Source organism: Microbacterium sp. zg-B96, from assembly GCF_030246865.1.
GTDB lineage: Bacteria > Actinomycetota > Actinomycetes > Actinomycetales > Microbacteriaceae > Microbacterium.
In genome coordinates, this window is record NZ_CP126738.1 from 824,239 (window position 1) to 846,758 (window position 22,520).

17 protein-coding genes are annotated in these 22,520 nt (G+C 70.3%); 11 read left to right on the forward strand and 6 right to left on the reverse strand.

What is annotated here, in order from left to right; translation table 11 throughout:
- Positions 1-25 precede the first annotated feature (25 nt).
- Both QNO11_RS03660 and QNO11_RS03665 read right to left on the reverse strand, forming a co-directional pair.
- Positions 26-1,084 carry a lysylphosphatidylglycerol synthase transmembrane domain-containing protein gene (locus QNO11_RS03660; RefSeq protein WP_257509378.1) on the reverse strand — a complete coding sequence of 353 codons (1,059 nt, stop codon included), beginning with the start codon at positions 1,082-1,084 and terminating at the stop codon, positions 26-28.
- Entirely contained in the window at positions 1,081-3,387 is a 2,307-nt protein-coding gene (locus QNO11_RS03665) for a glycosyltransferase (protein ID WP_257509379.1), read from the reverse strand. Before QNO11_RS03665 ends, QNO11_RS03660 begins: the two co-directional genes overlap by 4 nt.
- Before the next feature lie 61 nt (positions 3,388-3,448).
- On the opposite strand from QNO11_RS03665, the gene QNO11_RS03670 reads away from it, so the two are divergent.
- From QNO11_RS03670 to QNO11_RS03695, 6 genes are all read left to right on the forward strand, one after another.
- Positions 3,449-4,354 (forward strand): glycosyltransferase family 2 protein, encoded by a 906-nt coding sequence (locus QNO11_RS03670; protein WP_257509380.1) that lies wholly within the window; start codon positions 3,449-3,451, stop codon positions 4,352-4,354.
- The gene (locus tag QNO11_RS03675; RefSeq protein ID WP_257509381.1) at positions 4,354-6,201 is read left to right on the forward strand and encodes a glycosyltransferase; all 1,848 of its coding nucleotides are present in this window, start codon (positions 4,354-4,356) and stop codon (positions 6,199-6,201) included. The genes QNO11_RS03670 and QNO11_RS03675 overlap by 1 nt, the downstream gene beginning before the upstream one ends.
- Positions 6,202-6,275: 74 nt before the next feature.
- Positions 6,276-7,412 carry a UDP-galactopyranose mutase gene (glf, locus tag QNO11_RS03680; protein WP_257509382.1) on the forward strand — a complete coding sequence of 379 codons (1,137 nt, stop codon included), beginning with the start codon at positions 6,276-6,278 and terminating at the stop codon, positions 7,410-7,412.
- A gap of 1 nt (position 7,413) precedes the next feature.
- Positions 7,414-9,447, forward strand: a complete 2,034-nt coding sequence (locus tag QNO11_RS03685) for a DUF6541 family protein (RefSeq protein WP_257509383.1) — start codon at positions 7,414-7,416, stop codon at positions 9,445-9,447.
- 10 nt (positions 9,448-9,457) lie between these two features.
- Positions 9,458-10,249, forward strand: coding sequence for an ABC transporter permease (locus QNO11_RS03690; RefSeq protein ID WP_257509384.1), 792 nt, complete (start codon positions 9,458-9,460; stop codon positions 10,247-10,249).
- Complete coding sequence (locus QNO11_RS03695; protein WP_257509385.1) at positions 10,249-10,992, forward strand: ABC transporter ATP-binding protein; 744 nt, start codon at positions 10,249-10,251, stop codon at positions 10,990-10,992. Before QNO11_RS03690 ends, QNO11_RS03695 begins: the two co-directional genes overlap by 1 nt.
- Positions 10,993-11,008: 16 nt before the next feature.
- Here the strand turns inward: QNO11_RS03695 and QNO11_RS03700 are convergent, their stop codons facing one another.
- The 4 genes from QNO11_RS03700 to QNO11_RS03715 form a co-directional block, all read right to left on the reverse strand.
- On the reverse strand, positions 11,009-12,145 hold the full coding sequence (locus tag QNO11_RS03700; protein ID WP_257509386.1) for an NAD-dependent epimerase/dehydratase family protein: 1,137 nt from the start codon (positions 12,143-12,145) through the stop codon (positions 11,009-11,011).
- Between the two features lie 111 nt (positions 12,146-12,256).
- Positions 12,257-13,255, reverse strand: a complete 999-nt coding sequence (locus QNO11_RS03705; RefSeq protein WP_257509387.1) for a glycosyltransferase family 2 protein — start codon at positions 13,253-13,255, stop codon at positions 12,257-12,259.
- 12 nt (positions 13,256-13,267) lie between these two features.
- The gene (locus tag QNO11_RS03710; protein WP_257509388.1) at positions 13,268-14,605 is read right to left on the reverse strand and encodes an O-antigen ligase family protein; all 1,338 of its coding nucleotides are present in this window, start codon (positions 14,603-14,605) and stop codon (positions 13,268-13,270) included.
- The gene (locus tag QNO11_RS03715; protein WP_257509389.1) at positions 14,602-16,005 is read right to left on the reverse strand and encodes an O-antigen ligase family protein; all 1,404 of its coding nucleotides are present in this window, start codon (positions 16,003-16,005) and stop codon (positions 14,602-14,604) included. The genes QNO11_RS03710 and QNO11_RS03715 overlap by 4 nt, the downstream gene beginning before the upstream one ends.
- Positions 16,006-16,066: 61 nt before the next feature.
- Between QNO11_RS03715 and manA the strand changes: the two genes are divergently transcribed.
- The 5 genes from manA to QNO11_RS03740 all read left to right on the forward strand — a co-directional run bounded on the left by manA (position 16,067) and on the right by QNO11_RS03740 (position 22,486).
- Positions 16,067-17,206: a mannose-6-phosphate isomerase, class I gene (gene manA, locus QNO11_RS03720; protein ID WP_257509390.1), complete on the forward strand. Its 1,140-nt coding sequence runs from the start codon at positions 16,067-16,069 to the stop codon at positions 17,204-17,206.
- A gap of 166 nt (positions 17,207-17,372) precedes the next feature.
- Positions 17,373-17,696: a WhiB family transcriptional regulator gene (locus tag QNO11_RS03725; protein ID WP_257509533.1), complete on the forward strand. Its 324-nt coding sequence runs from the start codon at positions 17,373-17,375 to the stop codon at positions 17,694-17,696.
- Positions 17,697-17,764: 68 nt separating this feature from the next.
- Complete coding sequence (locus tag QNO11_RS03730; RefSeq protein ID WP_257509391.1) at positions 17,765-20,614, forward strand: glycosyltransferase; 2,850 nt, start codon at positions 17,765-17,767, stop codon at positions 20,612-20,614.
- A complete protein-coding gene (locus tag QNO11_RS03735; protein WP_257509392.1) occupies positions 20,611-22,008 on the forward strand; it encodes a DUF5719 family protein in 1,398 nt (465 codons plus the stop codon). Before QNO11_RS03730 ends, QNO11_RS03735 begins: the two co-directional genes overlap by 4 nt.
- Before the next feature lie 37 nt (positions 22,009-22,045).
- Positions 22,046-22,486, forward strand: coding sequence for a metallopeptidase family protein (locus tag QNO11_RS03740; RefSeq protein WP_257509393.1), 441 nt, complete (start codon positions 22,046-22,048; stop codon positions 22,484-22,486).
- Positions 22,487-22,520 lie beyond the last annotated feature (34 nt).

The following is a 22,520-nucleotide window of genomic DNA, read 5'->3' on the forward strand; positions in this document are numbered from 1 at the left end:
TTGGATCGGCGAGACGCACTGCGTCCTATGCGTCTGAGACATCCGCATATTCGGTCGTCGCGGCGTCCACTTTGTGAAGCCGTCGGCGCAGGGCGTACGCCGCCCCCGCTGCGAGCCCGGCTGTGAGGAGGTCCCCGGCGGTGAACATCGCACGCGAGACGAGCGAGATGGCGGAGGCCTCGCCGACAGCCATGACCAACCCGAGCAGGCCGATCAGCACGGCTTCGCGCACGCCGACGCCGGACGGCAGCAGGAACGCGAACAGACCGGCGGTGAACCCGAGGCTCAGAGCGGCGGCCATGAGAAGCAAATCCGCGAGCGGCACCGTCCCGTCGGTGAGAAGCCACAGGTGCACGCCGTAGGTCAGGTACGATCCGAGCGACCAGGCGAGTGCGCCCAGGGTCGTGCGCAGCCGTACCCGGTGCCCCAGCGGCGGTCGGCGGAAGATCTTCAGCATCAAGTTCGCCAGAGCAGTCATGACCCACGGGTGCAAGCAGGCCAGACCGACCGGGAGCAGCAGGAAGAGCCAGAGCAACTCCGGGTGGCCCTGCGCGATCTGAGGCAGGGCGATGGTGCCGAGGATGAGCGATGCGACGACGCCGATACCGGCCGCGTACAGGGAGGTCACGAGCACTCGTGCGCGGGCGACGCCATACTGTCGACCTATCTCCATCTGCAACAGATAGGCCCAGGCGGAGCCTGGCACGTACTTGCCGAGCTGGCCGACGAGCATGATCTGCGCGCTGCGGACGAACGGGACCTCGTGGCCGAGCCCATGCAGGAGCGTCGTCCAGGCGAGGACATTCATCGCCATGCCGATCAGCAGAACCAGCGCAGATGCAGCGACCCACCACGGATTCATCCGCTCAAGGGCGGGCAGGACGGAGTCCCACATGGTGGAGAAGTACCAGATGGTGAAGCCGACGACCGCGAGGATCAGGAGGTAGCGGACGACATGCATGGCCCGCGCAAACCGCGACGAGGGCTTGGCCTCCTGCGGCGGCGAGGGCTCGGCCTCCCGCGGCGGCGAGGCTAACTCTTCAGACCCGATATCGCCCGCACCCTCGGGTCCATTTGCACTCATCCGCTCCATGTTACCGGGCCCGGCTGGGAGGTCCCGTGGCCGACGGTCAGCGCGGCATCCAGGAGCGCGGCGGCCCGGGCGTCGAAGGAATCCCGCGCGCGGATCCCGTCGGATATCTCCCGAAGCCGCTCGTCCGCGGGGAAGAGCGAGTCGAGGTCGCCGCGGAGGATCTCGATGAGCTCATCGGTGTCGCGGTAGGTCACCACCGCGCCCGAGAACTCCTCCTCGATCCCCGCCACATGATCGCTGATCACTCGTCCCCCCGCGGCGACAACGTCGTATGGCCTGTTCGAGATGAACCCCGCGGCTTGCATCGCCGGCCAGTGGTCGTTGAGGACGACACGCGCCGTTTCGTAGCGCGCGGGAAGCAGGGCGTTGTCGATGGCGGTGTCGGCGATCGCCGATGCGGGGATGAAGCCGCGCCAGTCGGGACCGTAGACGTGCACCGGGATACCTGCACGGATCGGGCCCACCACCGAGGGACGTGCGATTCCACGGGCGGTCCCCACGAACACGATGTCGTCAGTGCGGGCCAGCCCGTGCGGACGGAACCGTTCGGCGTCGGTGCACTGGAGCAGGGGGTCGACCGGCATGCGCCATCGGGCGCTCGCCTGCGACGCCCACGAGCGCGACGCCGCGAAGACGTGATCGAAGCGGGTGATCTCCTCCGCGGTGATCTCGTCGGGGTGGCTGATGATCCACAGCAAGGAGATGCCGTGCACGGAGGGGAGGATGCGATGCGGGCCGCGCAGGACCAGGGTGACGTCGTCGAGGTAGGTCGACCGCCGGTGGCGCGCTTCGAAGGCGTCGATGACGACCTCTTGCCCCAGCCGCCGCAACGCGTCCGCCACACCTCTGGCGAAGTGCGTGTCGCCCCAGGCTTCGCCGCGCGGGCCGGCGGGTGCTGCGGTGCGAATCGCCCACCGCAAGCGCGGCACCGTCCGCCCGTCAGGGCGGCGGGCGGGCGCACGGGGGACAGTGACGAGGGAGTTGCCGCCGGCCGCCATGGCGAACCCCGCGCGGGCGAGCGCTTCGGCGACGCCGTCCTCCTGCCCCGCGGGTGACTCCGAAGACACAGGCGGGCCATCGGTGCTGTCGGGGACGGGGGTGTGCGCGGCGGCTGTCACACCGGTGAGCACTCCCGTGGGGACGCCTGCCGCGCGAGCGTGTGACGCCACCGCGGCCATGACGCCGTCGGGACGGGTGAGCGAACGCAACGCGTTTTCGACGACGCGCGCCGGACCGGCACCGGTGTCGCCCAACGGGGCGCGGAGGGGGATGAGGCCACTGTCGTCCGCTGCCCTGATCGCGTCTTCGCGGGGGTGCGCAGCGAAGAGCCGGACGTAGCCGCCGTCGTGGCGGACGGTGCCGAGCCCGACGACGGTCCCGTCGGAATTGAGCCACAACGGCGCGACGACTGCGGTCGCACCGTGTCGCAGGAGTGAGAGGAGTCCGGCCGCGCTCATCTGGACGCCGGGGGCGCGCCACGCGACCACGCGGATCCGATCGGGCAGGGCGGCCGCCAAGCGACGGAGGGCGTCGTGCAACGGGGACGGCGCGGACAGGGAGACCTCCGAGTTCGGGGCCCACAACGTCATCAGCGCGGTCTGGAGGCGGATGCCGGCGGATTCGGCGGTGACGGCCACCCGAACCTGCGCCACCCGCGGTGCGACCGCGGCAATGGCGGCGATGGCGAGGTCGTAGTCGACGTCGCTGTCATCGACGACGGCCAGCAGTGCCTCGTGGGTCGCCTCGCTCTCAGAGACGGTGCCACCGATGGTGGTGTCCGCCGGCGCGACCGCAGACAAGGAGATGGCGCGCATGTGGTCCCACGCCACCTCGGCGGTCGACCCGCCGTGGCCCAGGCGGATCGTGGCCCCCTGTTCACGTCGGCGCCAGAGATAGCCGAGGATGCCCGCGGGGTCGTCCTGGGCGTCGGGATTCTCGGCCAGCCGCGCGCGGGCATCCCAGTTGGGGCTGACATCGATTCTCGTCTTGTCGGCGACGAGGTACGCGTAAAGCGCCGGCACGCGCTCGGAATCCGGGAGTTGGCGACTTGCGGTCGCCTCGCAGAAGAGGGGATTGAGCACGAGCCCCTGTCGGAAACCGCCGCGGACATAGCGGCGCACGGCGGCCGCGGCAGAGGTCGGCCGGCCCAGCTGCGCCGTCACGAGTTCGACGTCGACGATGTCGGCCCGCCGGATCACCCGCGCCCACCACAGTCGGTCAGCGACGGCAAGCACGTTTCCCAACAGCGGGATGCGCCGGGCCCCGCGCCAGAGTGTGCGCAGATGGCCGATCACTTGCACGAGTATAGACAGATGCGGATGGTATCGTCGTCCGTTGATCTCAGGAGGCCGAGCGGTGACCGAGCCCAGCACGCGACCGCGCGTGGGAGTAGTTCTCAGAACCAAGAATCGGCCGTATTTCCTGCGTCGGGCGATCCGGGACATCCTCGCGCAGGAATACGACGATTGGCAGACGGTCATCGTCAACGACGGGGGCGACGAGCGCGACGTGCAGGCAGCGTTGGCGACGGTGGCGGATACGCATCGGCACCGATTCACCGTGCTCGATGCCCGCCCGGCGCTCGGCCGATCGGGAGCCGCCAACGCGGGGATCCGGGCGGTGGATTGCGAGTATGTCGTCCTGCACGACGACGACGATCTCTGGGACCCGCGATTCCTTCGCAGCACTGTCGAGTGGTTGGAGCAGCATCCGGAGGATGCCGGCGTCATGGTGCGCACGGAGATCATCTACGAGCGAGCGGAGGGGGACGGGTTCGTCGAGAGCGGGCGGGCGCCCTACTGGCCCGGGATGACGGACATCTCCTATTCGGATCTGCTTCAGGTCAACCGTGCTGTGCCGATCTCCTTCCTCTACCGCGCCGCCCTTCATTCCGCCGTCGGGCCGTACCGTGAAGACCTCCACGCCGTCGAGGACTGGGAGTTCTACCTGCGGGTGACGCTCGGGGCTCACGTCGCCTTCCTCGACGGCCCGCCGCTCGCGTTCTGGATGCAGCGAGTGGGAGTGGGAGGCGATCTCGGGAACAGCATGTTCGCGCTCGCGACGGAGCACGACCGCTACGACCGCCTCGTCCGTGATGAAGCGCTTCGGTCGTTCGTGCGTGAGTGGGGCCCCGGGTTGCCGCTCTACCTCGCCCGCTACATCCAGGACGAGGTGGGCCGTCAACTCGATGAGCGAGCGGGGCTGGGCGTCCGACTCTGGCGTCGCGCTCGTGCCCTCCGTCATCGCGGGCGGACCCGATGATGGCCGTTGACCGTCTGCTGCAGCGCGTGGTCTTCCCGCAGCAGAACGCCCCCGCGCCGCTCCCGCTGTACGTGGCGACGGATGACCTCTCGCATCTCCCCCCGTGGAGTCGCACCACATTCTCGGTGGCGGCACGATCGCGGCAGTCGTTCGCCGCGTATTTCTCCGCATTCCCGGCGGCGTGGTGGCGTGAGTCGACGGTCGTGGACCGGGTGCGACTCCAGCTGAATGTGAGCGGGACGGCGCGGGTCAGCGTCGTCGCCTCGGACAGGTCCGGAGCATCTGCCGTGGTCGCGGAACGCGAGATCCACGGACAGGCATCCTTCGACATCGACCTCCCCGAGGACGTCGGCTGGGTGTGGTTCGACGTGACGGCCGGAGCCACCGGCGTGGTCGTTGAGGACGCCGCATGGCACGCGGTCGTCGACGCCCCGCGGCCGGTGTCGGCGGCCGTGTGCATCACCACGATCAATCGGCACGACGACTGCCTGGGGCTTCTCGACGCGCTCGCCGAGGATCCTGTCGTCTGGGGGCGTCTGGGCCGGGTCATCGTGGTGGACCAGGGCAGCCTGCCCCTCCGCGAGGCACCAGGGTTCGCCGAGGTCCGCTCGGCGCTCGGCGACCGGCTCATCGTGGTCGAGCAGCGCAACCTCGGCGGCAGCGGTGGCTTCAGCCGGGGAATGCTGACCGCGGTCGGGTCCGGGGCGACCCACGCGCTGCTTCTCGACGACGACGTGCGGTTGGAGAGTGACAGCGTCGTGCGCGCCTGCGCCTTCTCCGCCTACGCTCGCGAGGAGGTCGTCGTCGGTGGCCAGATGCTCAATCTGCGTGAACCGAGTCGGCTGCACACGATGGGTGAGCTCGTCGACAGGACCGCCTTCTGGTGGCGTCCTGTGGACCCCGACCTCGCGGACGTCGATCTCGAGCAATTGCCGCTGGCCGATTCGGCAGCGCTGCACGCGCCGCGGCGCGTGGATTTCAACGGGTGGTGGTTCTGCATGATCCCGCTCCCGTTGGTTCAGCGTGCCGGCGCGGCGATGCCGATGTTCATCAAGTGGGATGATGCCGAGTTCGGGCTGCGGGCCGCGGCTGCCGGTGTGGACACGGTCACGGTGCCGGGGATCGCGCTGTGGCACATGCCGTGGACAGGTAAGGATGACGGGCTGGACTGGCAGGCGTATTTCCAGCTCCGCAATCGGTTGATCACGGCGCTGCTGCATTCGACGAACCGACGACCCGGTCGTCTGCTGGCCGGGACGCTCGCTCAGGACGTCAACCACGTCCTGTGCCTGCAGTACGGTTCCTCGGCGCTGCGGATCAAGGCCATGAGGGATGCGCTTCGAGGACCGGAGTCCCTTCGCGACCCGGCGAACTTCCTTCCGGCCGACGGCATCGCGATCTTGACGGCCGAGCATCAGATCCCGGTCGAGGAAGCTCTCCTTCCGGGTGTGGACGATTCCCGTCCGGCGCACGTCGGCCCCCCTCGCGGTCCCGTCGGATCCCTCGCGAGGCTCGTGCGGGTTGCGGCGCATCAGGTCAGGCGGCCGCGGTCGCAGGACGAGGTCCAGATGATCCTCGATCGCCGCGACGGCCGCTGGTGGCGAGTCGGTCTGCTCGATGCCGTTGCGGTGCGCAGCGCCACGGGCGAGGGGGCTTTCGTCGGCCGTCGCGATCGTCAGCACGCGGTCTCGCTGCTACTCGGTTCGGTCGTCGCGCATGCCAGGCTCTGGTGGGCGTGGCCGCGCCTTGCCGCCCGCTATCGGGCGGCAGCGGCAGATCTCGCGTCGCTGCGCACGTGGGAGACGGCGTTCTCCGTCGACCCTGGTGAGTCCTCGTCCGGCAGGTAGTACCGCCGGTCGCCGCTAGACTGCCACGGGGCAGGACTGGCGCCGATCTCTTCATCGCGCTCAGAAAGGAACGTATGGATCTCCTCGTCGTCGGCTCCGGATTCTTCGGACTCACGATCGCCGAACGGGCAGCTGCGGCCGGCCGCAAGGTCACCGTCATCGATCGCCGCCACCACATCGGCGGCAACGCGTTCAGCGAGGATGAGGCGACGACGGGTATCGAAGTGCATCGGTACGGCGCGCATCTGTTCCACACCTCGAACGCGACGGTCTGGGAGTACGTGAACCAGTTCACGGACTTCACGAACTACCAGCATCGGGTGTACACCAACCACAAGGGCGTGGTGTACCCGCTGCCGATCAACCTCGGCACGATCAATCAGTTCTTCCAAGCCGCATATTCCCCCGACCAGGCACGTGACCTCATTCAGGAGCTGGCGGGGGAGTTCGACCCGAAGCACGCCGCGAACCTCGAGGAGCGCGCGATCGGCCTCATCGGCCGTCCGCTGTACGAGGCGTTCATCCGTGACTACACCGCGAAGCAGTGGCAGACCGACCCCAAGGACCTGCCCTCGGAGGTGATCAGCCGCCTGCCGGTGCGATACAACTACGACAACCGCTACTTCAGCGACACCTGGGAGGGCCTGCCCGTCGACGGCTACACGAGGTGGCTGGAACGCATGGCCGATCACTCCAACATCGACGTGCGGGTGGGGGTCGATTTCTTCGACACCGACCAGCCCATCAACAAGAAGGCCACGGTCGGGCAGCTTCCCATCGTGTACACCGGCCCGGTCGACCGGTACTTCGACAGCGTGGCGGGGGAGCTCTCCTGGCGCACGCTCGACTTCGAGGAGGAGGTGCTGGAGGTCGGCGACTTCCAGGGCACCCCCGTGATGAACTATGCCGATGCCGAGGTGCCCTACACCCGCATCCACGAGTTCAAGCACTTCCACCCCGAGCGCGCCGACCGCTACCCCACGGACAAGACGGTCATCATGCGTGAGTACTCCCGCTTCGCCATGCCCGAGGACGAGCCCTACTACCCGGTGAACACTGCGGCAGACCGCGCAAAGCTGCTGGCCTACCGCGACCTGGCCAAGGGCGAGCAGGACGTGCACTTCGGGGGACGGCTCGGGACCTACCAGTACCTCGACATGCACATGGCCATCGGTTCGGCGCTGTCGATGTGGAACAACGACCTGGCCTGACGTGACGGACCTCGGATGGCTCGCCGCCGGCGTACCCCTGCTGGCGGCGGTCGCGGTACTGCTCGTGCCGGGCCTGGTCACGCTCGCGCCGCTGCGCATGGGACCGATGGCCCGCGGGGCACTGGCCGGTCCGCTGTCGCTCGTCTCGATCGGCATCGCCGGCATCGTCTGCGGCGCCGCTGACCTGGCGTTCGCGCCTTGGCAGCCGCTGCTGGTGGCCGCTCTCGGGTGTCTCGTCGCGTGGGGGGCCCGCCGAAGCGGCATCCGCCTGCCGCTTCGGCCGGGCAAGGCATGGCCCCTCGTGGTGACGTGGCTGCTGTCGGCTGGGGTCATCGCTGCCGTCGCCTTCGCAGCTGTGCCCCGACCCGACGCGGTGAGCCAGACCTACGACAACGTCTTCCACCTGTCGGCGATCGCGTCGATCCTCGAAACCGGGGACGCGTCTTCGCTGTCTCTGCGGACGATGATCGAGACGGATCGAACCTGGTCCTTCTACCCTGCAGGCTGGCATTCGCTCGTCGTCCTGGTCGTGCAACTCAGCGGCGCTGCCGTACCGGTCGCGGTCAACGCGGCGTGGATCGCCGCGGCCGCAGTGCTGTGGCTGCCGGGCGTTGCCTGGCTGTCGCAGGTGGTGCTGCCCCGGTACGCCGCTTCGACGGTGGGGCTGGTTGCGCTTCCCCTGGGGGCGGCGTTCGGTGCGATGCCCTACGCCCTGCTGACCTGGGGCACCCTGTACCCGACGTTCCTGGCCACGGCTGTGCTGCCCGCGGCCGTCGCCGTGCCGGTTCTCGCCTGGCGGGCATGGCACGGATGCCGCCCCGCCCTGCGCCCGCGCATCCTCGCCTGGGGGACCGCCGCCACGGCACTGACGGTTGCCGCCGTTGCCTTCGCGCAACCTCGTGTGCTCGCCACCTGGGCGCTGCTGCTTGCGGTTCCCGTCGTGGGCGTCGTGGGCGCGTGGTTCGTGCGCGGCTGGCGGACCGGGGGCGTCGCTCGCAGCCGCGTGCTGTGGGTGGGGGTGTCAGGCGCGCTGGCGGTCGTCGCCGCGGCAGCGGTGGGCTTGTGGTACCTGGTGACCAGGCTCGAGCTGTTCGAGCGCCCCCTCGACGACCGGCTGGGCGGGCCGCAGGCGCAGGCCGTGCAGTCCGTCGGTGACGGCATCTGGCAGGTTCTCGCGCAGGCGTGGTTGACCGGGGTGGGAACGATTCCCACGCTGCCCGCCCTGCTGCTGGCGGCATCCGTCCTGGTCGGCGCCGTCGTCGCCTGGCGTCACCGCCGCCTCCGCTGGCTCGTTCTGGCCTATCTGCTGGTGGCTGCGCTGTTCATCCTCGCGGCCGGATCCGACGACGTGGTCACCAAGCTCGCGACGGCACTGTGGTACAAGGACAAGTACCGTCTCAGTTCCGCCCTGCCCGTGATCGGCGTGGTGCTGGCCTCGCTCGGCGTGATCGCGACGTCACGGTGGATCGCCCGGCGACGCGCCCGGGTGGCTCGGCCTGTGCCGGTCGCGCTCACCTGGCTGGTCGCCGCGTCGTCCGCGCTCGCGATCGGCTGTAGCGGAGTGACCGCGTCGGTGGCACATGTCTTCCGCATGCCTGACGCCGCGACGTCCGGCGAGGTCGTCTCGCGCGATCAGATCGCGTTCTTCGCCGGCCTGAGCGACACCGTGCCCGCGGGCCAGCGCACGCTGGGCGACCCCTGGGACGGTTCTGCCTGGACACAGGTGTTCGGGGGGCCGGAACCGGTGTTCCCGCATGTCAACGGCCAGTGGGATGCCGACCGGCAGGCGCTGGCGTGGCGGTTGACCGACATCGAAACCGATCCCGAGGTGTGTGCCGCGCTCGACCGGCTCGGCGTCCGGTACGTCACGTATGCGCCGCGGGCTTTCGGCGGCGGCGACCCGGCAGGCAACCACTTCCCGGGCCCGCACGCGGCCGTCGAGGCGGGGTTGTTCACGCTCGTGGACACCGACGGCGAGACGAGCCTGTACCGGATCGACCAGTGCGGCCCGCTCGCTGCGGCCCCGACAACCTAGGATCGACATTGTGACATCTGCCACAGTGGGCGCGCCCGGGTCCCCACGGCGCTACGTGCATTCGCTCTGGCTGCTGTCGGCGCGGGACCTGAAGGTGCGCTACGCGACCAGTGCGCTGGGGTACCTCTGGTCGGTGCTGGACCCGCTCGTGATGGCCGCGATCTACTGGTTCGTCTTCACTCAGGTGTTCGGGCGTGGCGTGGGTGCCGAACCCTACATCGTCTTCCTCATCACCGCGCTGTTGCCCTGGGTGTGGTTCAACTCGGCGGTGTCGGATTTCACCCGCGCCTTCAACAAGGATGCGCGCCTCGTGCGGTCCACCGCCATCCCGCGCTCGATCTGGGTCAACCGGATCGTGCTGAGCAAGGGGGTCGAGTTCCTCTGCTCACTGCCCGTCCTGGCGGTGTTCGCGGTCTTCTCCGGAGCCCAGGTCGGCTGGGGGATCCTCTGGTTCCCGCTGGCTGTCCTGCTGCAGACGATGCTGCTGGTGGGCCTGGGCCTGCTGGTCGCGCCGCTGTGCGTGCTGTGGACGGACCTGGAGCGGACGACGCGGCTCATCCTGCGGGCGCTGTTCTACGCGTCACCGGTGATCTACGGAGTGGCGGATCTGCCCGGCGCGTTTCGCGAGCTCGCCGCTTTCAACCCGCTGGCTGGGATCTTCACCCTGTACCGCGTCGGATTCTTCCCCGATCAGTGGGACACGCTGTCGGTGGTGATGGCGGCCGTGATGAGCGTGGTGTTCCTGCTTCTCGGGCTCGTGGTGTTCCGCCGGCTCGAGAACGCCGTGCTGAAGGAGTTGTGATGGCATCGGAGTTCGCGATCGAGGCGACCGACCTCGGCGTCCGATTCCGGCGGGGTCGCCGGGGCCGTCGCAGCATCAAGGACCTTTTCGGGGGAGCTGCCCGGCGCACGCGTCCCGATGAGTTCTGGGCGCTGCGCGCCGTGTCGTTCACGGTGCGCCCCGGCGAGGCGATCGGCGTGGTGGGGCGCAACGGTCAGGGAAAGTCCACGCTGCTCAAACTCGTCGCTGGCGTCCTGCTGCCCGATGAGGGCCAGGTGCGGGTGAACGGCGGCGTCGCCCCTCTCATCGAGATCACCGGCGGGTTCGTCGGCGACCTCACGGTGCGGGAGAACGTCCGGCTCACGGCGGGGCTGCACGGGATGCCGCGGGCCGAGGTCGCCCGCCGGTTCGACAGCATCATCGACTTCGCCGAACTACGAGACTCGATCGACACCCCCTACAAGCACCTGTCCAGCGGCATGAAGGTGCGTCTGGCCTTCGCGGTGGTCTCGCAACTGGAGGAACCCATCCTGCTGGTGGACGAGGTGCTCGCCGTCGGCGACAAGGCCTTCCGCGAGAAGTGTTACCGCCGCATCGACGAACTGCTCTCCGAGGGGCGCACGATGTTCTTCGTCAGCCACAACGAGCGGGACCTCCGCCGGTTCTGCACACGAGGGTTGTACCTCGACAAGGGGTCGCTCGTGCTGGACGCGCCCCTGGGTGAGGTCCTGGACCGGTATAACGCGGACTACAACGCCGGCTGATCGCCGCCGGCTCGGATTACCTCAGCAGCTTCCGCGTGACCATCTCATCAAGGGATTGCTGATAAGCCGCGCTCTCTACGGGTTCCCTCATCGCCCAGTCGGCAAACGCGCGCACGCCGTCGAGGAAGGGTACCGACGCGGCGAAGCCGAGGGTCTCGCGTAGGCGCCGGGTGTCGGCGACGTTGTGTCGGATGTCACCCAGCCGATAGCGGCCGGATATCCGCGTAGGGACTGTCGTCCCGTAGGCGGTGAAGAGGGCGTCGACGACTTCCAGCACGGTGGTGGCAGTCCCGGACCCGACGTTGAACACACCGCCCGCCGCCTCGGGACGCGTAGCCGCGAGGAACGTGGCTTCGACGACGTCGTCTATATACACGAAGTCGCGCGACTCGAGCCCATCCTCAAAGATGTTCACCTCCGTCCCCTGACGAATCAGGGTGGAGAAGATCGAGAGGATGCCGGTGTACGGGTTCCTCAGCGATTGTCCCGGCCCGTACACATTCTGATAGCGCAGCGACACCGGCTCGATCCCCACGGTGGGACACACGGTCATCACGAGGGATTCCTGCATCTGCTTGGTGATGCCGTACACGCTGGACGGGTGGAGCTTGGCATCCTCATCCGTCGCGATCGTCTCGAGTGGACCCTCATCGGGCATCCGGACGTCGAAGTGGCCGGCCGCCAGATCCGCCTCGTTCCGGTGCGGTGGGTACACGACCCGACCGTCCTCGGTGCGGTACGCACCTTCGCCATAGATGGCGCGGGAAGATGCGACGACAACCCGCCGCACGTCGTGTGTGCTGTTGGCCAGGAGATCCAGCAGCTTCGCCGTGCCGCCGATGTTGGTCTGCGTGTAGCGATCGATCTCGTACATGGACTGACCGGTCCCGGTCTCGGCCGCGAGGTGCACGACGACCGACGCGCCCTCGAGCGCCCGGCGGAGGTCGTCGGTCGACGTCACGGTGCCTGGGATCACTTCGGCCACGCCGCCCAAAGCGCGCAGCAGCGGCGAGGTCGTGGCAGGATCATCGCCGTGCACCTGCGGGATCAGGGCATCCAGAACGGTGACCGTGTCGCCCCCCGCGCGGAATCGGCGGGCGAGATGCGAGCCGATGAAGCCCGCACCGCCTGTGATCAGAACGTGCTGGACCATGCGCTCCTCTCGCACTCGCGAACACCTCGCTCGGGAGAGCCAGGTGTTCCGTCAGGCATCAGTGTGACGGGACGATCCTACGGGTGGCGGCGCCCCGCAGGGTCTGGACCACTACAACGCGGGCTGATCCGCGGTGGCCACCAGCGGCGGCATCGGCTTCCACGACGCGTCCCGGGCGATCTTGTGCCCATCGCGGATGCCGCGGAACAGGTGGGAGGTGCCGCGGACGGTGCGCTCCACGAGCAGCAGCCGGATGACCTCCTTGACGAAGGTGAGCGCCGTGCCGGCACCGAACAGCACCGGTTTGTACACCCCGAGCGCGCGGTAATACCGCTTGATGTACCCGCGGTTGCGCATGATGTAGTACCGGTAGGCGTTGCTGGAAGCGTTCATGTGGCGAATGCCCATGTCCCACTGCTTGATCTCGCGGGTGCGGCGGAGCACGAACTCGTCGACGATGACCGAGGTGGTGTGACGCGAGGCGAGCCAGCCGTACATCTGGTCGTCCCAGTAGATGAAGAACCGGGGGTCGGGCAGTCCGATCTGCGCGACGATGTCGCGGTGGATGAACATCCCCTCGAAGCAGCCGGAGTTCATCTCCTTGTAACCGGATTCGTCGAAGCCGGCGGGCGCGAACGGGATCGGGATCGCGAGCGGCTCGGCGATGCGGTACTGCCAGTAGAACTCGCTGCCGTCGTAGTCGTAGCGGCGGCCCTGGATCGACTTGAAGCGCGGTGCCCACGCACCCATCCGGGCAAGGCCGTCCGGGAGGACCTCGACATCGTCGTCCATGAGCCAGATCCAGGCGGACCCGAGCTCGTAGGCGATGCGCATGCCCTCGCTGAAGCCGCCGGAGCCTCCGGTGTTGGTCTCCAGGCGGCGGTAGACGATCTCGGTGCCGATGCGGTCGCGGAAGGACTCCACGACCTCGGTGGTGTCGTCGGTCGACGCGTTGTCGACGATCACGACATGCCCTGGTTTGGGGTCCATCGCCACAATGCTCTCCAGCAGCCGGGTCAGCAGCGCGGAGCGGTTGAAGGTGACCACGGCGATCGTCGCCGATGCGGGGTTGAAGGGCGCGGTGGCGGGGGAGTCAGCGGGAAGCGGCATAGCCCGTCGATCTTACCCCGGCCGCCTGTCCGATCCCCACGGCAGGTCGCCGACGGGCGGCAGATCGGTGCCCTGTGTGGCCTCGTCGATGCGCTCGCGCCATGACCGGGATTGTCCGGCGCGCAGTGCGCACAGCACGAGCATGAGCCACCCGTATCCGGCGAGGGTGAAGCTCTCGAAGACCGAATCGACCAGCAGCGCGACGAGGATCAGCGGCGTCCAGGCGTAGACGATGGAGCGGCGTTCGCTCGCGACCAGCCAGGAGCGCACGAAGGCCAGCCCCACGAAGATCGCGAAGAGGATCAGCCCGACCCATCCCACCTGCAGCAGCACGTCGAAGTAGGCGTTCAGCGCCGAGCGGTGGGTCTCCCGCAGGATGTAGTTGAGGGTGCCGAACGGGAACTCCTCGCTCCAGCTGCCGCTCCACCCCCACCCCTGGATCGGACGGGCGCGCACGAACACGACGATCTGCGCCCACAGATCCGCGCGGGTGGAGAAGTCCCGTGCCGCACCGATCCAGCCGATGATCGTATGCCGTGCGGTGTAGGCGATCCCGATGCCCAGCACCAGCCCGCCGCCGAGGATCCACTGCAGTGTGCGGCGGCGCACCGGCGAGGTGCGGCGCACCAGGGCCAGTGCGGCGGTGGCGGCGGCCACAGCGACGGCCAGCACGAGCACGGTGGGGGAGTCCGACAGTGCGGCCAGGGTGCCGGCGAGCACCGCCGAATACAGCGACACGCCGGGCCGCACCGACATCGTGCGGTACTCGATGAGGAATGTGATGAGGGCGAGCACCGCGATGAACCCGAGCGCGTTGCGGGTGCCGAAGATGCCCTGGATGGGACCGAGCAGGGCGATGTTGCCCTGCACGCCCAGGAAGCGCAGCGGCATGTCGAGCAGGATGCCGGAGAGAACCTCGACCGCGAGCGACACCGTGAGCAGCACGCGCATGACGTCGCCGAGGGCGCGCGCGGTCTGCAGCGTGTCGCGGACATGCCCGATCACGACGGCGAGGAACGCCAGCCCCACCAGCCCCGCCCAGCCGGCCAGGGTGGCGGTGGCATCCTGGCTCCACGTGACGCTCACCAGCAGCCACAGCAGGAAGACGACGAGCGTCGAGGGGACCAGCCGCAGCGCCGAGATCTCCCGTCGACGCGCGGTGAGCATGGCCGCCCCCACGACGCACAGTCCCAGGACGACGGTGACGTATGTCGTGCGGCTGGTCAGCCGCTCGATCGCGAACCCGGCGAACACCGCGCCCAGCGCCGCGTAGGTGAAGGCGCTGGCCATGGCCGCCGACGACAGGATCGCGGTGAACCCCCGGTCGCGGGGCTCGTGCGGCGCGGTCATGCCGCCCGCTCGGGGCGCTCGCCGCGCTCCAGCGCCAGCGTCTGCTCGGCGGGACCGACGCCCACCAGCGGTGCCTGCTTGATCTTGAAGGCGAACATCACCACCGCAAGCCACCCCCACAGCAGCAGCGGGCCCGATTCGGCCAGCCCCTGCACGAGCAGTATCGCCCCGGTCAGTGCCGGCAGCAGTGTCAGCGGCGAATAAGGACGATCGGCGCGCAGGTCCCACCGCGGCCGGTCGACGGCGAAGAACCAGGACCGCCAGACGAACGCGAGATAGGTCATCGCCATCAGCACCACGCCGATGATCCCCAGCTGCAGGAAGACGTCGATCCACATGTTGTGCGCCTGCATGACGGTCTGGCCGTGGTCTACGATCCAGCGGTCGAACGCCGGATCCCACGGCATCCAGGGGCTCGCGAAGCCCCACCCGGCCACCGGGCGCTCGCTCGCCTTCTCGAGCACGGTGCCCCAGATCCGCTCCCGCCCGGTCAGATCCGCCGAGCGCCCGAGCATCCCGAAGATCCGGTCCCGCAGCAGCCACGCCGCCGTCAGACCGCCGACGGCCACGACGGCGTACCCGATGTAGTAGCGGGTGCGTTCACCGGGGCGTCGTGCGGTGCGCATCAGCAGGATCGTGACGAGCACGACGACGACCATGCCAGCGGCGAGGAACGCCGTCGCCGACCCGGCGCGGACGAACAGGAACAGCGCCGCGACCATCCAGGCCACCAGGAGCGGGCGGTGCGGTGCGCGCGCGGCGAACCGGATCGCGAAGACGATGAGCGCCAGCAGCGCGGCATACGCCAGCAGGTTCGCGTTGCCGAAGATGCCCTGGATGCGTCCGTCGTCGAGGAGGTTGTTGCGCGACCAGTACACGATCGGGTCCGGCGCCTTCTCGGCCGGCACCACGAAGCGGGGCAGGATCGGTCCGCCGATGGCGACGGTCACCCACACCTCGAACGCGATCGACAGCGCGACGACCCACTTGCACGCCGACGCGATCGCGCGCACCAGCTCGTGCCACGTGAGCACGGCCGCCACGAAGAAACCCTGCAGGGTCGTGATGAGCAGCAGAAGCAGCGTGACCGCGGTGGTGGCCGGCCACGCGGTCCACAGCAGCGACGCCGTCGCGAACGCGACGTACGCCAGCGCGAACCAGGGCAGCCGCCGCCACTGCACCGGGGGCTTGAGCACGATCCACAGGACCGCCGAGACGACGCCGGAACCGATCGCGATCACGGTCGTCGGGATCTCGCCCACGGCGAGCACCCAGGCGGCGCCGGCCATCGTGGTGAAAAGCACGAAGATGCACCACGCCCGCAACAGCAGCACCCCGGTCCGCTCGCGCACCGGGGCCGCCGGCGGCGCGGAAACCGGGTGCTTAGTGTGGACGGCCATGGTGAGATCAGGCTACCGCCCGACTTCGCATGCACGCCCTGCCGCGCTCTAGGCTGGCAGCGTGCTGGTACCGCTCTCCAACAGCCCGCGCGATTACGCGTGGGGCTCGTCCACACTGCTGGCTGACCTCACCGGACGCATCCCGTCAGGTGACCCCGAGGCGGAGATCTGGTTCGGCGATCACCCCGGGTGCCCGAGCATCGTCGAAGACGGCTCCGGCCGCACGCTCGATGTGTGGCTGCGGGAACAGGATGCCGCGCCGCTGCCGTACCTGGTCAAGCTCCTCGCCGCCGGGTCCTCGCTGTCGATCCAGGCCCACCCCTCGAAAGCCGAAGCGGTCCTGGGCTTCGCGCGGGAGGAGGCGGCAGGCATCCCGCGCGATGCCCCCGAGCGCCTCTACCGCGACGACAACCACAAGCCCGAGATCATCGTCGCCGTCAGCGACACGTTCCGCGCTCTGGTGGGCCTGCGGCCGCTGGCGCAGACGCGCCGGCTGGTCGCCGCGCTCGGCCCGTCCGCGGGCCCTGCCGCGTTGACGGTACGCCTCGAGGGCGCCGACGAGGCCGCCGTGCTGCGGGCGACGCTGGCGTGGCTGCTCTCCGGCGACGCGCAGGCCGACGTCGACGACATCATCGTCGCCGTGCGCGGCGCGGTGGATGCCGAGTTCGCGGCCGAGCTGACCACACTCCGCCGCATCGCCGACGATTTCCCGGGGGACCCGGGCGTCGTGGTGGCGCTGCTGATGAACCACGTCGAGCTGCGGCAGGGGGAGGGGCTGTTCGCGCCGGCAGGAGCACTGCACGCCTACCAGGACGGCCTCGGCCTGGAGCTGATGGCGGCGAGTGACAACGTGCTCCGCGGCGGACTCACCCCGAAGCACATCGATGTCGCCGAACTGCTGCGGATCGTGGACACCACGCCCGGGCCCGCACCCATCGTCGTGCCGCGTGACGGCATGTTCGACGTCGGCATCCCGGACTTCGCCCTCACCCGCCTGCTGGTGGACCGCGAGACGCGAGTCCGCCTCACCGGACCGGCGATCGTGGTCGCCGTGCGCGGCGCCGTCGAGGTCGCGGGGGAGCAGTCGGGCACGGTCGGCTCGCTGGGCCCGGGCGCCGCGGCGTACGCGGGCGCCGAGGAGCGGGAGCTGGCGTTCACCGGCTCCGGAGAAGTGTTCATCGCGCAGCCCGGGCGCCGCTGACGTCACCACGGCGCCCTTTCGACCGCGCGACACGCCGCAAAACACGCGGTGAACGTTGAAGTCGCGGTTGAGGGTTTACGATCTGCGACTTGACCGCGAGGAATCACACCGGTGTAATTAGGCATACGCACACACCGTGCAGACATTCAGTAAGGCGGGAGACGAGATGACTGGATCGCAGTATCGCTCGGGCGTTCCCGACAACTGGTTCGTCGATCCGGTTCAACTCGGAGTTCCCGGTGTGCGTCGTCACGTCGAGGACGACGACGGTCAACTGGCTTGGCAGACCGACGCATTGTGCTCGCAGACCGATCCGGAAGCGTTCTTCCCGGAGAAGGGCGGCTCGACCCGCGACGCCAAGCGCATCTGCACCTCGTGCGACGTGCGCAGCGAATGCCTCGAGTATGCGCTCAACAACGATGAGCGTTTCGGGATCTGGGGCGGGCTCAGCGAGCGCGAGCGCCGCAAGCTCAAGCGTCAGGCGTCCTGAACCGGATTCGGCCGACCCGCGCGCATGAGCGCGGGTTGCCGCCGACGCGCCCATAGGCTGTCCCCGCCATGCCCGCCCGAGTCCACGCCATCCTCGTCGTGCGCCCCGACGGCCGCACGCCCGCCGCGTTTCATCTGCGACGCACGCTTGCGGCACTCGAAGCGCAGACCCGCCCCCTCGACGCCCTGACGATCGTGCTGTGCGGGGAAGACGACAATCTCCGCCAGCTCGCCGCCGACTCCCGTGCCGAGGGCGTGATCTCCGCACCCCGGACGACGGGGTACGCCGAGGCCACGGCGCTGGCGACCCACCGGCTGCAGGGCGACGTGGTGTGGCTGCTGGCACAGGACACCGCCCCCGAACCCGACGCGCTGGCACGGCTCGCCGGCGCACTGGAGCTGGCACCCTCGGTCGCCTTCGCCGCCCCGAAGCTGGTGCGTTGGGATGATCGCGGCGAGATCGTCTCGCTCGGGGTGTCGATGACCACCCTCGGGCGCACCGTGGGGCTCGCCGACGGCGAACTGGACCAGGGCCAGCACGACGCCGGGCAGGACGTGCTGGCCGCGGACGTGCGCGGCGTGCTGGTGCGGGCCGAGGTGTGGCGCCACCTGCGGGGGCTCGACCGGGGACTGTCCGGCGCCGACGAGGGCCTGGACCTCGGCGTGCGCGCGCGGCTCGCCGGCGCCAGGGTCACCCTCGTCCCCGCCGCCCGTGTCGCCGTCGCCGGCGATGGCGTGGCGGGACTGCCCGACACGTACGGCTCGCGGCGGCGGATGCGGCGCGTCTTCGCCACCCGCACCGCGCAGCTGCATCGGCGGCTCGTGTACGCCCCGGCGGCCATGCTTGCGCTGCAATGGCTCGCCATCCTGCCGATCGCGCTGTGGCGCACCATCGTTCACCTCGTTGCGAAGCGTCCGGGACAGATCTGGCCGGAGTGGGCCGCTGCCGCGACCGCCATGGTGCGCATCCGCGCCATCACCCGGGCGCGTGCCGGCATCCGCCGCACCCGCACCGTCTCCTGGCAGTCGCTCGCGCCGCTGCGTGTGGGCCGGGCGGATCTGCGCACCAACCTCGCCCTCACCGACGAGTCCGACCGGCTCGCGGACGTGCGCCGCTCCGAGCTGCGCTTCTTCAGCGGCGGCGGTGCCTGGGCGGTGCTGGCTGCCCTCGTGGTGTCGGTCGTCGCATTCCCGGCACTCCTGGCCTGGCCCGCCCTGGGCGGCGGCGCCCTGGCACCCCTTCGCGACACGGTGGCGCAGCTGTGGGCGGATGCCTCCTACGGACAGCGGCAGCTGGGGCTCGATGCGGTCGGCGCGGCGGACCCCTTCGCCACGATCGTGGCCGTCATCGGCAGCTTCTCGCCCGCCGCGCCGTCGCAGGCGATGGTCGTGCTGTGGGTGCTGGCCCTGCCGATGGCAGTGCTGGGCGGCTGGTTCGCCGCCACCCGCGTGACCGACCGTTCGCTGCTGCGCATCACCGGCGCCGTCGCGTGGGCGCTGGCGCCGACATTCCTCGCTGCGCTCGTGCAACCCCGGCCCGCCGCGATGATCGCGCACCTGCTGCTGCCGTGGCTGTTCTTCGCCGGCTCCGTCGCCCACCGCTCCTGGGCCGCCGCCGGGGTGGCATCCCTCGTGCTGGCCGCTGTCGCGGCGTGCGCGCCGTCGATCGTGCCGGCGCTGCTGGCGCTGTGGCTGGTCGCTCTCGTGATCGCCGGGGTGCGTGGCGGCAGCCGCAGCGTCGGGCGCATCGCGTGGCTGGTGGTGCCCACGGCAGCGATCGCCGCTCCGCTGGTGTGGCAGCAACTGGCATCCGGCAACCCCTGGGGTCTGCTCGCGGACCCCGGCGTGACCTGGGACGGACCGGTGGCGACGGCGGATCCCGCCGGCAGAGCCCTGCTGGCCGCCGGCTTCCCCACCCCCGATCCGGGCGGCTGGGGGCAGCTGCTCGGCGGCGCTCCCATCTGGTGGGTGCCGCTGCTGCTGGCGCTGCCGGCCCTGCTGGCCCTCCTGGCCCCGCTGACGGTGCGTTGGGCCGCCGGTGTGGTGCTGCTGTCGGTCGCCGCCCTCGGCCTCGCCACCGCCTTCGCCGCCGTGGCCATCACGGTGGCCGTCACCGCCGCGACCCCCGTCCCGATCTGGCCCGGCGCCGGCCTGAGCCTCGCGTGGATCGGGGTGATCGGGGCGGCTCTGATCACCCTCGACGTCGTCCCGACGGTCCCCGTCGCCCGGGCTCTGGCCGCGACCGCCGTGATGGTCGTGCTCGCCGTCAGCGCCGTGCCGGCGCTGACGGCACAGTCGCGGCAGGCCAGTGCACTGACCGACGGCCCCACCAGCACGTTGCCGGCCTACGTCGCCGCCGAGGGGCGCGGATCGGTGGCGCTGGGCACCATCGTGCTCACCCCGCTGGACGACGGCTCGATCGCCGCCGAGGTCGTGTGGGGCGCCAGTGAGACGCTCGGTGGTCAGAGCACTGCGAGGGCGACGCGGCTGGAGGCCACCCCGGCCGACCGGGAGACGGCCGACCTGGTGGCAGACCTCGTGACGGATGCCGCCGACGATCCGGTCGGACCGCTCGCGGACCGCGGTATCGCATTCGTGCTGCTCGCTCCCACGCCGGAGCCCGCCACCGAGGCCGCGCAGGCTTTGCGCCGCACCGCGGCGATCGCCCTCGACCAGCGCGACCGGCTCGAATCGGTGGGCGAGGAGACCGCGCGCGGATCGCTCTGGCTCGTCTCCGGCGAGATCTCCGCCCGCGCCGGCGAGACGCCCGCCGTCGCTGCGACCGCCCGCGGCATCGCGATCGGCCAGCTCGTGGTGCTGACCATTGCGCTGCTGCTGGCCATCCCGACGGCACAGACCCGACGTGACGCGCGGCGCGCACCGCGCATCGTGGGGCTTCGCGCTGAGGAGGGACGATGACCACGAGATCCCGCTGGGCCACCACCAGTGCCCGACTGGTCGGCGGCACCGTCGCCGCCGTCACGCTGGTAGCCGGCACCGTCACCGCGGTCGCCCTCACGTGGCCGACCCACCACCACGCACCCGTCTCGGTCGTCGCGACCCCCGCACCATCCGAATCCGTCGCCTCCTGCCCCGGCGGGCTGCTGGCCATCGGCCGCGATGCGAGCGTCGCCGCCGGGATCACTCTCGCCGCCGAGGCCGCGGTGACCTCCGGTACCGGGACCGGTCAGGCGGCGGCATCCGACCTCGCGCTCGTGGTGCCGGGAGTGGACGGCCTGGCACCGGCGGCGTTCATCGCGCCGCCCGCCCGCGACGCCCGCACCGACCTCGCCGCCGCGTCTTCGGCGGCCGTCGCGGCCGATGACCTCGCCGGCTTCGCCGCGGCGTCGTGCGTGCCGCCGCTGCTTGAATCCTGGATCGTCGGCGGGGCCACCACGACGGGGTCCTCCGGGCTGCTACTGCTGGCCAACCCCGGCGACGTGCCGGCGGAGGTGCAGGTCACCGTCTACGGCGCTACGGGCGCGCTGAACCCGCCGGCGGGAACCCTCGTGGTCGCGCCGGGCAGCCAGCGCATCGTACCCCTGGCCGCCCTGGCGCGCGGCGAGCAGAGCCCGATCCTGCACATCACCTCGTCCGGCGCGCCGGTGCAGGCTGCCCTGCAGGCGAGCATCACCCGCACCCTCGCGCCCGGCGGCGTCGACCAGGTGGGCGCGATCATCGCTCCCGAGACCGAGCAGGTCCTCCCCGGCGTGGCGGTCACCGCCGCACCAGGGGTCGAGGGCGCGTCCGATCCGGCCACGATCGTGCGGCTGCTGGCGCCCGGCACCACGACCACCGCGACGGTGACCGTGCGCAGCGGCTCTCAGGCGGTCGAGACCCGCGAGGTGCCGCTGGAGGCCGGACTTCCGCTGGAACTGGACCTGGGCCGGCTCCCGATCGGCACCTACAGCGTGCACGTACAAGCCGACGCCGCGATCGTGGCCGGCCTGTGGACGGCGACCGGCTTCGCCCAGGGCGACGACTTCGCCTGGCATGCTGCCGCCCCGCGCATCGACGCCGCATCGCTCGTGGCGATCGCCGCAGGACCGTCGCCAACGCTGGCCATCGCCAACCCCGGGGACGAGGACGTGACCGTGACGCTGACCCCGGATGCCGGTGGCGGCACCGCAGAGGAGCTCACGGTGCCGGCACAGGGGACCGTCCGCGTCTCGGTCACCGCCGATGCACTGTACCGGCTCGAAGCCAGCGGCCCGGTGCACGCCGCCGTCGGCTACAGCGGACCCGGCGCGCTGGCGTCCTACGCGGTGTGGCCCGCCGACGCCGCCGCCGCCCCTCTCGTCGTCCACCCCTGACCGGGCCGGGCGCGGCGGGGCGGCCTAGGATGGGCATATGATCCGGCGTCGTACCCGCAGCGCCACGGCCGCACGTCCCCGGCCGTCGCGCCACGGCCGGCACGGTCGCGAGGGCCGCAGCCCCGTGGTGCGTCCGCCGCTGCCGCCGCTGGACACCCGGGCGGAGCGATTCGACCTCGCCGTGGGCACCGCAGCGGAGTTCCTGCGCAGCGCGTGGGAGGACCTGCGGGACGTGCGCTTCGAGGTGGGCGAGATGCCCGAGGACACCGATGCCGACGGCATCCCGCGGTGGACCGTGCTGCCCGACCAGAAGCGGATCATCCTGTACCGCCTGCCGATCGAGCGGCTCAGCCGCCCCCACCGGGAAGACGAGCTGCACCGGCGGATGATCATCGAAAGCTGCGTGTTCCGTGCCGCCGCAGAGTACCTCGACAAGGATCCCTGGGATCTGGGCCCGGAGCGGTTCCGCTTCTTCTGAGCGGTCACCGCGCGGCATCCGCCCGCACGGCCTC